Source organism: Rossellomorea sp. KS-H15a (assembly GCF_024195245.1).
GTDB lineage: Bacteria > Bacillota > Bacilli > Bacillales > Bacillaceae_B > Rossellomorea > Rossellomorea vietnamensis.
The window spans coordinates 2,915,322-2,927,720 of record NZ_CP096886.1 but is presented as its reverse complement, the minus strand read 5'-3'; the positions used below and the strand labels follow the sequence as shown (position 1 = coordinate 2,927,720).

Genomic DNA, 12,399 nt, shown 5'->3' with positions numbered 1-12,399 from the left:
GTAAGCGCATACATTCAAAAAATTCAGACATTTAATGTATGTAAAATCTATTGGATAAAGGAGGAATTTGATGGGAGGAATTTGGTTAGCGGTCATAGGGGGTATCGTGTTTCTGGTAGGGTATAGATATTATTCAACTCTTATTGCGGAGAGAGTGTACAGGCTCGACCCGAATTACGTGACACCCTCTCACCAGTATAAAGACGGAGTCGACTTCGTGCCGACGAATAAATTTGTTCTTTGGGGTCACCATTTCACTTCCGTTGCAGGTGCTGCTCCTATCGTAGGACCTGCTATAGCCGTGTATTGGGGATGGCTTCCCGCTTTTCTTTGGGTCATTTTCGGTACCGTGTTTGCAGCAGGTGTCCATGATTTCGGGACTTTGGTGCTGTCGGTTCGAAATAAAGGACAATCCGTTGGCTCATTAGCAAATAAGTTGATTGGAAAGAGGGCAAAAGTACTTTTTTTATTCATTATTTTAATTCTGGTGTTAATGGTGAATGCGGTTTTTGCCTGGGTCATTGCCAATTTATTCATTACGTTCCCAGCAAGTGTATTATCGGTGTTTATCCAAATTCCACTGGCTGTCTGGATCGGATATTCCGTATACAAACGTAATGGGAGCATGTTATTGCCATCAATCGTGGCTCTCGGTGTCATGTATGCATCAGCGGTCATCGCAAGCCGGGTAGATTTTCTGCAAATCGATCTGGTCCGATATTTCGGTGGGCAGGAAGCGACTTCATTATTCGGTTTAAGCTCCACGAGCATGGCTTTCCTTGTGTGGATCGTTATTCTGATGATTTACGTGTACATAGCTTCCATTCTTCCCGTATGGAAACTATTACAGCCTCGTGATTATATTAATTCACATCAACTGATCGTGGGTCTTGGATTGCTGTATCTCGGTCTGCTGTTCACTAATCCAGAGATCACTGCACCGATGACAAATGGATCTGCAGATGTATCATGGTTCCCTTTATTATTTATTACGATTGCGTGCGGTGCGATTTCAGGTTTCCACGGACTGGTGTCATCAGGTACCTCCTCAAAGCAGCTGAACAAGGAAACAGATGCCCGCTTCGTCGGTTATTTAGGAGCGGTAGGGGAAGGGGCACTTGCCCTGATTGCCATCATTGCCTGTATTACATTTTTCCCTAATGTGGAAGAATTCCAAGCGACCTACAGTGGATTTGCAGCAGCAAGTGGAGCGGGATTGGGCGTATTCATTAAAGGTGCTGGACAACTTGCGACAGGAGTGGGGATTCCGGCGGATATTGCCGCAACGATCGTTTCCGTCATCATTGTAAGTTTCGCAGCCACAACCCTGGATTCATCCGTCCGTCTGATGCGATACATCATCTCTGAATTGGGTGAGGAGTACAAAGTACTTTCATTAACGAACGCACACGTTGCGACTACGATTGCAGTGGTTTCAAGTGCGGCTTTGACATTATTGCCTCAGGGCCCTAAAGGATTCGGATCAGGTGGATATCTCCTATGGCCTTTGTTTGGAACCTCGAATCAGTTGTTGGCAGGAATCAGTCTACTTCTGATTACCATTTGGCTCAAGCGACAGGGGAGAAATTACCTGGCTACATTGATCCCGATGTTGTTTCTGATGTTTATGACGCTTTGGGCCATGATCAATCAGGTTGTCTTTGAATGGTCAGGTGCCGGGGAATCGGAAGGGAATATGCTCCTTTTCATTTTTGGAAGCATCATCTTGATCTTTACCCTGTGGATTCTCATCACAGCAGCATCTTCCCTGTCTAAAAAAGGTGATGATCCTTCTCAGTTCTCGGTGTAAGCATGGAAGTCAGGGGACTCGAATCGGGGTCCCCTTTTTAGTAGGAAGGAGGGTTCACTTGGATACAACCATGATGGACAAATTTAAAAGGGTAATGAAATTATATGATGATATGATCCGTCTTCCCCACAAAACGGAAATCGCCAGGGAGTTGAGGGACGAAGAGGATTTATTCTTATTGCTGCTCTATTCGGATATGATCGGGATACCTAATCCTGTATTTTATTACACGCTGGAACTCTATCCATATATGATCGAAAAATTTCATGATTGGCATTTACGAATGGGGATGGAACATTCTCCACTGGATGGAATCAGATGCTGCTAAAATGAAAGGAGGGGAATTCATGAATGATTTACTGAATCAATCCATTCTATTTGTGGGGGGCAAAGGAGGAGTCGGAAAATCGACTACGGCATCTGCACTGGCCGTCATGTTTGCAAAGATGGGGAAGAAAACGCTGATCGTCTCAACAGATCCCGCTCATAACCTTGGGGATATATTTCACAGGGAAATTAACGGGTATGCGACTCCGTTATCGGACGATCTATGGGGGATCGAAATTGATCCAGATGCGGAAACACGTCAATACATCAACGGGGTGAAAGGGAATCTTAAAGGGATGGTAAAGTCAAATATGGTGAGTGAAGTCCACCGGCAAATTGATATGGCTTCTTCAGCACCAGGGGCTGAAGAAGCTGCCTTATTTGATCGGATCGTTTCGATCATCCTGGAAGAAGGAAATGAATATGATAAAATCATTTTCGACACAGCCCCTACAGGACACACGATCCGACTATTATCTCTACCGGAATTAATGGGAGTCTGGATGGATGGAATGCTTGAGAGAAGAAAGAAGACAAATAAAAATTATTCACAGCTTTTGAATGATGGTGAACCGGTTGAGGACCCCATTTACGATATCCTCCAAAAACGCCGGGAAAAGTTTTCGAAAGTAAGAGAGATTCTGCTTGATCGAAAAAAAACAGGTTTTATTTTCGTTCTTATACCAGAAAGACTGCCGATTCTTGAAACAGAAAAAGCGATTGAATTGATGTCCTCTCATTCACTTAATATTGGCGGGCTGATTGTGAATAAAATCCTGCCGAATCAAGCGGATGGAGAGTTCTTGCAGAAAAGAAGAGAACAGGAAAAAGTCTACTTGCGTATGATGCAGGAAAGATTCACAGACCAATCACTATACGAAGTCCCTCTATTAGAAGAAGATATCTGTACGCTTTCTCATCTGGAAGGATTTGCATCCCATCTTCAGAAATCCATTTACAAAGAAGAGAGAATCTACTGATTCGGGAGGTATACATAATTAGTGAGCGTGACCATTGGGGAAGTTCTTCAATGGTCATTTTTGCGTTGGGAAGGGAAAATAGATGATTTTGTCGAAAGTGTAATGATCCATAAAATAAGGGAGTCGTTCACATGGAAAGTGAGAATAAATATCTATCTGCCATTCTCCCCTTAAAAAAGAGGGAAGAAACACAAAATCGCTGGCTGTTTCATCGTCTGAATACCCTGTTACCTGCTTTAATGAAAAAACACAAGGTAGACATGTGGATCACGGCAGGAAGGGAATATAACGAAGATCCTGTCCTGAAGAGTCTATACCCTACCTCAGTTGACGGTTCGAGAAGATTGACCATCCTTGTATTTTATTTGGATGATGGCCAGCACCTAAAAAAATGGGTTTTGCATCCCAATCCGAATTTTGAACCGTTTTATGAAAGAGCATGGAATCCGGAAGAGTGTGATCAATGGGAATGCCTTAAACGTCTTGTGGATGAGTACAATCCTGATTCGATCGCATTGAATTATTCATCGACATTTGCCGCTGCGGATGGTTTGAGTCATTCCTGTTATCAGCAGCTGAGCATGCTGTTAGATGAGCACTCACATAAATTTGTATCTGCTCAACATGTCATTGTGGATTGGCTATCGATCAGAACCACCAAGGAATTAGTGGCATACCCTGCAATTGCCGAGCTTGGGAGGATGATAGCGGAAGAAGCGTTATCCCGGAGAGTGATTCACCCTGGGATCACCACTACAGAAGATGTTGTTGACTGGATACGACAACGGGTATTGGACGCTGGTTTGGATACCTCCTTTTATCCTACTGTGGATCTGCAAAGAATGGGTTCGGTGATGGATCGATTAGAGGGAGAGATTATTCGTTTTGGAGATATCGTGCATCTGGATTTTGGTATTCGATATCTGGGCCTCGCAACGGATACCCAACAGCTTGCATATGTCCTTCATCCGGGTGAGGAGCAAGCTCCTGAAGGACTTCAATCTGCATTCCAAACCGCTTTAAGGTTCGAGGATATCATAACCGGGGAAATGAAAGTCGGAAGAACGGGGAATGAAGTATTTCAAAGAGCAATGAAAAAGGCAAGAGAGGAAGAAATCGAGGCGATGCTGTATTCACATCCACTGGGAAATCACTGTCATGAAGCCGGTGCTTTAATCGGCTTATATGATCAGCAAAGTGATATTCCCATCAAAGGCAATCTGCCCCTCACCGCCAATACCTGTTATGCACTGGAGTTCAATATAGAACAATATATTCCTGAGTGGGATCAAATCATCCCCATATATCTGGAGGAGCCGGTTGCATTCATCCAGCACCGACTGGAATATATGGCGAAAAGACAAACCACGTTTTATCTGATCTAATCAGTTTCCCTTACAGGAGAAATAAGACTGATGGCACGGAATGATTGTAATCAGTCTTATATGCCCCTGCCTAATAATGATCATTTTGAAAAAAATGTGGTTCTCCCTCTTGACTTAATACCTAGTAGGGTATATTATAGTGAATGTAGCAAGAAAACAACAAGCCAACAGGAGGTGTCTTGATGGAATACAATGCACAAATTAAGAATCGAATCAAACGTGTGGAAGGGCAGCTCCGGGGTATTGTAAGAATGATGGAGCAAGGGGAAGATTGTAAAGACGTCATCACGCAGCTTTCCGCAGCCAAAACAGCTCTTGACCGATCCGTAGGTTTGATTGTCAGTATGAATCTTGTTGAGTGTGTAACAGACTCCCATGAATCCGGGGAAAGTACAGAAGCACTCGTGAAAGAAGCGGTAAATCTATTAGTGAAAAGTCGATAACGAAAAAGGTTGACATCTTTTTTTATAATGTATATTATACCCTTGTGGGTATTTAAAAAACGAGGAGGAAACACACATGAACGCAGATAAAGTATTAGATGCAAAGGGACTCGCTTGTCCGATGCCAATCGTAAAAACCCGAAAGGCTATTAAAGAAATCGAATCCGGCCAAATCCTGGAGGTTCAAACAACAGATAAAGGTGCAAAAAGTGATCTTACAGCATGGGCTAAGTCTACAGGACATGAATTACTCGATTCGAATGAAGAAAATGATGTATTTACATTTTGGATAAAAAAAGGCTAAATTTTTTTGAGGGGGAATATACCCCCTGTAGTAAATAGGAGGGGACACAATGTCAGAGAGAAAAACAACCAATATTATTCTATTTAGTGGCGATTACGATAAAGCGATGGCAGCCTATATCATTGCCAACGGTGCTGCAGCATATGATCATGAAGTAACGATCTTCCATACGTTCTGGGGATTGAATGCTTTGAGAAAAGAAGAAATGTTACCCGTTAAAAAAGGATTCATGGAAAAAATGTTTGGAAAAATGATGCCTCGTGGAGCTGATAAAATGGGGTTGTCAAACATGAACTTTATGGGCATGGGTCCAAAAATGATCAAAGGTGTCATGAAAAAGCATAATGCCATGCCTCTGCCTGATTTGATCGATATGGCAAGAGAACAGGAAATTAAATTGGTTGCATGTACCATGACCATGGATCTGTTGGGGTTACACAAGGATGAATTATTGGAAGAAATCGAATACGCTGGGGTAGCAGCTTATTTGGCAGATGCCGAAAATGGAAACGTGAATTTATTCATTTAATTTTTTTTGAAAACAAATATACCCTATGAGGTAAATGGAGGTTTCTATATGAATAATCTTGAATCGAACTTCGTATTGGATGCAAAAGGACTCGCTTGTCCGATGCCGATTGTAAAAACAAAAAAAGCGATGAATAACCTGGAAGCAGGACAGGTGATTGAAATTCAGGCTACCGATAAAGGATCAAAGGCGGATCTTCAAGCATGGGCAAAGAGTTCCGGCCATGATTATCTAGGTACCATCGAAGAGGGGGACGTCCTTAAGCATTTCGTCCGAAAATCAAGCGGTGAAGAGACAGTTGAGCGTAAACACGAGGCTGTTACAGACAACGCCACACTGGCAGGGAAATTAAGCGATGAAAATGTGATCGTTCTGGATGTCCGCGAAAAAGCGGAATACGCCTTTAATCATATACCGGGGGCTGTTTCGATACCCCTAGGCGAACTTGAAAACCGTGTGAATGAATTGAATAAAGACAAAGAAGTTTATGTTGTATGCCGTACAGGAAACAGAAGTGACATGGCAGCTCAACTATTAGATGAAAAAGGATTTGCGAATGTATTCAATGTGGTTCCGGGTATGAGCGATTGGTCTGGGGACTTGGAGTCGGATATTAAATAATTCATTTTTCAGGAGGGTTAAATAATGGCTGTAAAACCAATGAATTCAAAAGAAGTAGCACAAAAAGTAATGAAAAAAGAAGAATTATTCATCTTAGATGTTCGTAACGTGGAAGCATTTGAAGATTGGAAAATCGAAGGTGAAAACTTTGAATATTTGAATATTCCTTATTTCGACCTTTTAGACGGCGTGGAAGAAATCTTGGGTAAGCTGCCTGAAGATAAAGATATTCTTGTGGTTTGTGCTAAAGAAGGCTCTTCCATCATGGTTGCAGAAATGCTTTCAGATGAGGGGAAGGACGTGTCTTATCTGGAGGGTGGCATGAAGGCTTGGAGTGAACATTTAGAGCCGGTTAAGGTAGGGGACCTATCGAATGATGGAGAGCTTTATCAATTTGTGCGTCTGGGTAAAGGCTGTCTTTCCTATATGGTCGTATCAAATGGTGAAGCCGCGATTGTAGATGCCACACGTATGGCCGATGTGTTCATCGATTTCGCTAAAGCAAAAAATGTAAAGATCACTAATGTATTCGATACACACTTACATGCGGATCATATTTCTGGTGGCCGTACCATTGCAGAAAGAACCGGAGCAAAGTATTGGTTACCATCCAAAGATGCTGAAGAGGTAACATTTGAATATGCGGCACTGGAAGATGGAAATAAAGTACAGATCGGAAATACAACCATCGATATTAATGCTCTATACTCACCAGGACATACAATTGGTTCTACCTCATTCGTGATTGATGAGAAATATCTATTATCAGGTGACATTTTGTTTATTGATAGTATCGGACGCCCTGATCTTGCCGGAAAAGCAGAAGACTGGGTAGGGGACTTACGAGAAAGTCTGTACAAACGCTACAAAGATCTTTCCATGGATCTGACCGTTTTACCCGCTCACTTCATGATTATTGAAGAATTAAATGAGGACGGTTCTGTAGGTGAGAAACTTGGCACATTATATGCCAAGAATCATGGACTGAACATTGAGAGCGAAGATGAATTCAGAAGTCTTGTGTCTGAAAATCTGCCTCCCCAACCGAATGCTTATCAGGAAATACGTGAAACCAATATGGGAAAAGTGACGCCGGATGAAGAAAAGCAGCGGGAGATGGAAATCGGACCAAATCGCTGTGCTGTTCGATAATTGACGATGATATAAATATTCCAATGGGAACTTGCATGAGCGGTTCCCATTTTATTAGAAGAGGAGGGCTCAAAATGGATTTGGCATTTATTTTAACTATATTTCTAATCGGCTTCGTCGGTTCTTATATATCAGGAATGGTTGGAATCGGAGGAAGTATCATTAAATATCCAATGCTTTTATATATTCCGCCTTTGTTGGGAGTAGCTACATTTTCCGCTCATGAAGTTTCCGGCATCAGTGCCGTTCAAGTATTCTTTGCGACGCTTGGCGGAGTGTGGGCATACCGAAAAGGGGGCTACCTGAATAAATCACTCATTACGTATATGGGGGTAAGTATATTAATCGGTAGTTTCATCGGTGGGTATGGCTCAAAATTCATGAGTGAAGCGGGAATTAACATCGTGTATGGAATTCTTGCTCTCATTGCAGCCATCATGATGTTCATTCCTAAAAAAGGGATAGATGATGTGAAGCTGGAAGATGTTTCTTTTAATAAATGGCTCGCTGCCATACTAGCCCTCATCGTGGGAGTGGGTGCAGGTATTGTAGGTGCAGCAGGTGCCTTTCTATTAGTTCCCATCATGCTTGTTGTGCTGAAAATACCGACGAGAATGACGATTGCTTCCTCTCTTGCCATTACGTTGATTTCTTCCATCGGGTCGACTGTGGGGAAAATCACCACCGGGCAAGTGGATTACCTGCCAGCCATGATCATGGTAGTGGCAAGTCTGATTGCCTCTCCACTTGGAGCGATGGCAGGGAAGAAAATGAACACCAAGATTCTACAAATGATATTAGCACTATTGATTTTAGGAACGGCTATTAAGATCTGGATAGATATCCTTTAGAATGCTGCTTAGCACTGTATACCGTGACTCTTCTTACAGAAGAAGAATCGTGGTACATGGAGCTAAGCTTTTTTTTGTGGTAATGTATCAATGGGCCTTGTAACTTTCTGAAGGTCTCTTTCGTCTAATGAATAGATAGAAATAAGACTCTGGATGGATGAACGTATTCATGAGTAGCGGTACAATGTAAGAATGAATGTGTTCTAAGATTTTATCCATCATGAAAAAAGGGAGAATACACATGAAAAAGATTATTGGAATCATCTTACTATGTTCATTAATGGTTAGCGGACTTCAACCGGCATCGGCTGCGGATAATGATAAAGCAAGCATTAATGAAAAATTCGGACTGCCCATCGTTGTATATGGAGAAACACTCTCCAGCCAGCAAAAAAAAGAGGTTCAAAAACAATTGGGTATGGATGAGGGAACTGAAGTGGAGGAGTTTACGGCCACTGGTGAGGATCTTGTAAAATATATTGACGGAGAAAACAGGAACGCCCGCATGTTCTCTTCAGCCATGATCACCCGTAAGGAAAAGGGTGAAGGATTAAAGGTTAATATTGTGACTCCGGAGAATATTACCGAGGTTACGAATTCCATGTATTCAAATGCACTATTAACAGCGGGAGTCGAAAATGCAGTAGTGGATGTTGCCTCCCCGGTTAAGGTGAGCGGTCATTCCGCTTTAGTAGGTATTTATAAAGCGTATGATGTGAGTGGAGAGAAGCTTGATACGGTTCGGATGGAAGTGGCCAATGAAGAATTATCCGTTGCTACTGAACTCGCGAAAGAGTCAGGTATTGATAAGGAAGAAGTCAGTAAATTGTTAACCGAGATCAAAAAGGAAATTGCTGAACAAGATCCTGCGACGAAAGAGGAAGTCGAGAAGATCGTCGAAGACAAGCTCCAATCATTGAACATAGAACTAAGTCCAGAGGATCGTCAGTTGTTGATTGATCTATTTGAAAAGATGAGATCCCTTGATATAAATTTTGATAATGTTCAACAGCAGCTGGATGACTTAACGAAAGATATCCAAACGACCATTAAGGAAATTGTCAACGATGAGGGTTTTGGACAGAAAGTGTCAGATTTCTTTACCGGGTTATTAGAGGCAATTGGGAATTTCTTTAAATCAATCAAAAATTTATTTGGATAATGCAAAGATAAAAGACTGAGTCATTCGACTCAGTCTTTTATAATTCCAGTAAAGGAAACGTTAGATATACCGTCGTTCCTTTGCCTTCTTCACTTTCGATGGAGAAGGAACCTTTATGCTTATGCATGATTTCCTTGGCGATGGATAAACCAAGTCCATATCCACCGGTGTTCCTTTGCCTTGACAGATCAGATCTGTAGAATCGTTCACCTATTTGGGATAATGAGTCGCCCGGAATGCCAATCCCATGATCCTTAATCTTCACAACCGCCTTACCATCTTTCTCATAGGAGTGGATGGAGATAGAGGTCCGTTCCGGGGAATATTTCAGGGCATTGTCCAAAATATTGTAAAACACCTGCATCACTCGGTTTGGATCTCCGTTAATGATCGATTCCTCATTTAAAGTATGTTTAATATCTATATGCTTCAATTCTGCTTGTGGACGGATCAGTGTTAAAGAGTCCATAATGAATTGGGACAGCACCATCGGTTCAATATCCAATGAAAATGCAACATCTTCCAATTTATTCAATTCAAGGAGTTCCGTAATTAATTTCTGCATACGCACCGACTCTTTTTGAATCAGGTGTAGGCTTTTTTCTATTTCTTCCGGATTTGTTTGTACCCGGTCGGTCAACGCTTTTGCATACCCTCCGATGTACGTGAGGGGAGTCCTTAGTTCATGGGCGACATTCGAAAGGAACTGTCTCTTACGATCCTCCTGGTGCTGCAAAGAGTCAACCATACTGTTGAACGTGAGTGCCAGTTCAGCCATTTCATCTTTTGTGGTGACCTCCAGCCGCTCCGTAAAGTTTCCGTTGGCTACTTGATTAGAGAACCTTTGCATTTCCCTGACAGGTTTGAACAAGGAGTCCAGTGAAGACTGAATGATCAAAAAAAGCACGAAATAAAACATGACCCCTGCCAATATTAAAATGGGGATACCTTTGCTGAACACTTCCGTCATTTCAGCAAGAGGGATATAAATAAACAAATATCCCATTAACTTATCCTCATTCATAAGTGGAAAGACGGCTCCTATCACTTTCCGATTGAATTCGTCTACATATCCTTCTTTCATGACATGATTGCCCTTCGCCAATTCTTTTCTATCCATGCGGTTGATGAGGGGCTTTTGATCAATTAGAAAAGGGAAGCTCTTCCCTAATTCATCAAGGTTCTCCACAACCGAAACTTCATAGGGAGAGATGACGTTATACCAGAGGATCTTGTCCTTGATATTTCCGCTTACATCCCCATAATGATAGTGGGCAGCGGTCCTCTGCCCCTGATAAAGGAGTGAATCCTTCACGGTCCCTATATAGAGGTCTTTGTAGAGATAGTGAATGAAGAGAAACGAAAAGACAATCGTTAAAAATAGACTGCTTAACAACAGGATAGAGACTTTTTTATTGAGGGTCAGGTTTACGTTTTTCAAAGAGATCCCTCATATTTATAACCAAGTCCCCATACCGTCTCGATCAACGGCCCGTAATTTTTTAATTTCAGCCGCAATGTTTTTATATGGGTATCAACCGTTCGATCACTTCCTTCGTAATCTCTTCCCCAAACTTGATCCAGAAGTTGATCCCTTTTATAAACTCGTCCCTGATTCCGTGCGAGAAATAAGAAAAGTTCATATTCTTTTAAAGTCAAACGGGGAGAATGATCACCGACGGACACGGTCCTGGATGCCAAATTAAATGTAACAGGCCCAAACCTTTCGACCATGGAACGTGTCTGTACACCATATGATCTTCTTAGAATGGTTTCAATGCGCGCCACAAGCTCATCAGCGTTGAAAGGTTTAACCATATAATCATCACTACCAAGTTTAAGCCCCTTTACCTTGTCCAGGTCATCCCCCTTGGCAGATAGGAAGATAAAGGGGATTTGACTATGATCCCTTACTTCTTCCAGCAATCGGAAACCATCCATGAACGGCATCATTATATCCACGATCATCAGATCGACATGTGTTTTATTCAATTGATCAAGAGCAGCCAAACCGTTTTCGGCTTCAATACAGAAATAATTCTCCTTGTTTAAATACAATGAGATCAGCTGTCTCATTTCCGGTTCATCATCTACAATCAGTACATTCCATTTTTTCATCATCTTCACACCCAGCCTTATGACATAAGAATTGCATCAAATTTTATTATAGAGATAAATAGTGAATTATTTGTGAGATTCCAGATTTTTTTGATTTGTATTTCTTCCAACATTTTAACATGGAAAACTTAGAGGTTGAACTTTTGCCGCTTTGTCCTATACTTTTCCGAAAACAAGGGCATTTGCCCTTCCCCTTTTTCCTTTTCATAATAGGCTAATAAAGAGGAGTGACGAACATGTATGAGAGGAGTACCATATACAGAAAGAATTTAATGCCTTTTTTTAACTCAGGCTCTTTCCCTAACCTTGGGAACGGAGGGGATTATCTCAGCGGGGCACAGGGATATGGTCCTGTGGGGGCTCAAAACACACCCTATTTTCAAGGACCTTATGCCACACCGCAAGTTTACGGTCCACAGGGTTATCCGCCGCAAGGATACCCGCAGGCGGGCTTTGGTCCTGTCCCCTATGGTCCGGCGGGTGGTTATGGGTATGGTATAAACCCAATCGGAGCAGGATTGATTGGATTGGGCTTAGGGTTTCTCGGGGGACAGCTCGTGAACACCCCGTTTAAAGGTCCCCATAAACGCTACTATTATTATTGGTAAAGTGATTAAACCGACTCATCTTATTGAGCCGGTTTTTTTTATTGTTCATGTCCAACTTAATGAGGCTGGGTCATAACTATATCCAGTTCCTCTAAAGACAAACAATCAA

Annotated in this window: 14 protein-coding genes; 12 read left to right on the top strand and 2 right to left on the bottom strand. The window is 42.1% G+C overall.

Going from position 1 to position 12,399, the window contains the following annotated elements; all coding sequences use genetic code 11:
• The first annotated feature begins 70 nt into the window (after positions 1–70).
• From M1J35_RS14915 to M1J35_RS14865, 11 genes are all read left to right on the top strand, one after another.
• Positions 71–1,810: a carbon starvation CstA family protein gene (locus tag M1J35_RS14915; RefSeq protein ID WP_034759035.1), complete on the top strand. Its 1,740-nt coding sequence runs from the start codon at positions 71–73 to the stop codon at positions 1,808–1,810.
• A 70-nt stretch (positions 1,811–1,880) separates the two neighbouring features.
• Positions 1,881–2,138, top strand: coding sequence for a cory-CC-star protein (locus M1J35_RS14910; RefSeq protein WP_034760674.1), 258 nt, complete (start codon positions 1,881–1,883; stop codon positions 2,136–2,138).
• A 19-nt stretch (positions 2,139–2,157) separates the two neighbouring features.
• Complete coding sequence (locus tag M1J35_RS14905; RefSeq protein WP_254651605.1) at positions 2,158–3,117, top strand: ArsA family ATPase; 960 nt, start codon at positions 2,158–2,160, stop codon at positions 3,115–3,117.
• Between the two features lie 131 nt (positions 3,118–3,248).
• Positions 3,249–4,502, top strand: a complete 1,254-nt coding sequence (locus tag M1J35_RS14900; RefSeq protein ID WP_254651604.1) for a M24 family metallopeptidase — start codon at positions 3,249–3,251, stop codon at positions 4,500–4,502.
• Positions 4,503–4,684: 182 nt separating this feature from the next.
• Positions 4,685–4,945, top strand: coding sequence for a metal-sensitive transcriptional regulator (locus tag M1J35_RS14895; RefSeq protein WP_079531819.1), 261 nt, complete (start codon positions 4,685–4,687; stop codon positions 4,943–4,945).
• Positions 4,946–5,021: 76 nt separating this feature from the next.
• The gene (locus tag M1J35_RS14890) at positions 5,022–5,249 is read left to right on the top strand and encodes a sulfurtransferase TusA family protein (protein ID WP_034759045.1); all 228 of its coding nucleotides are present in this window, start codon (positions 5,022–5,024) and stop codon (positions 5,247–5,249) included.
• A 49-nt stretch (positions 5,250–5,298) separates the two neighbouring features.
• On the top strand, positions 5,299–5,778 hold the full coding sequence (locus tag M1J35_RS14885) for a DsrE/DsrF/DrsH-like family protein (protein ID WP_254651603.1): 480 nt from the start codon (positions 5,299–5,301) through the stop codon (positions 5,776–5,778).
• Between the two features lie 48 nt (positions 5,779–5,826).
• Positions 5,827–6,399: a sulfurtransferase TusA family protein gene (locus M1J35_RS14880; RefSeq protein WP_229592770.1), complete on the top strand. Its 573-nt coding sequence runs from the start codon at positions 5,827–5,829 to the stop codon at positions 6,397–6,399.
• Between the two features lie 24 nt (positions 6,400–6,423).
• Positions 6,424–7,551, top strand: a complete 1,128-nt coding sequence (locus tag M1J35_RS14875) for an MBL fold metallo-hydrolase (protein WP_254651602.1) — start codon at positions 6,424–6,426, stop codon at positions 7,549–7,551.
• Positions 7,552–7,625: 74 nt separating this feature from the next.
• Positions 7,626–8,402, top strand: coding sequence for a sulfite exporter TauE/SafE family protein (locus M1J35_RS14870; RefSeq protein WP_034759056.1), 777 nt, complete (start codon positions 7,626–7,628; stop codon positions 8,400–8,402).
• A 241-nt stretch (positions 8,403–8,643) separates the two neighbouring features.
• Complete coding sequence (locus M1J35_RS14865) at positions 8,644–9,564, top strand: DUF1002 domain-containing protein (protein WP_224519872.1); 921 nt, start codon at positions 8,644–8,646, stop codon at positions 9,562–9,564.
• 37 nt (positions 9,565–9,601) lie between these two features.
• Here M1J35_RS14865 and M1J35_RS14860 read toward each other — a convergent pair whose 3' ends face one another.
• Complete coding sequence (locus M1J35_RS14860; RefSeq protein WP_254651601.1) at positions 9,602–11,005, bottom strand: sensor histidine kinase; 1,404 nt, start codon at positions 11,003–11,005, stop codon at positions 9,602–9,604.
• Complete coding sequence (locus M1J35_RS14855; protein ID WP_254653770.1) at positions 11,002–11,682, bottom strand: response regulator transcription factor; 681 nt, start codon at positions 11,680–11,682, stop codon at positions 11,002–11,004. Before M1J35_RS14855 ends, M1J35_RS14860 begins: the two co-directional genes overlap by 4 nt.
• 236 nt (positions 11,683–11,918) lie before the next feature.
• Here M1J35_RS14855 and M1J35_RS14850 point away from each other — a divergent pair, with 236 nt between their 5' ends.
• Positions 11,919–12,290, top strand: coding sequence for a hypothetical protein (locus M1J35_RS14850; RefSeq protein ID WP_061811291.1), 372 nt, complete (start codon positions 11,919–11,921; stop codon positions 12,288–12,290).
• Positions 12,291–12,399: the final 109 nt, after the last annotated feature.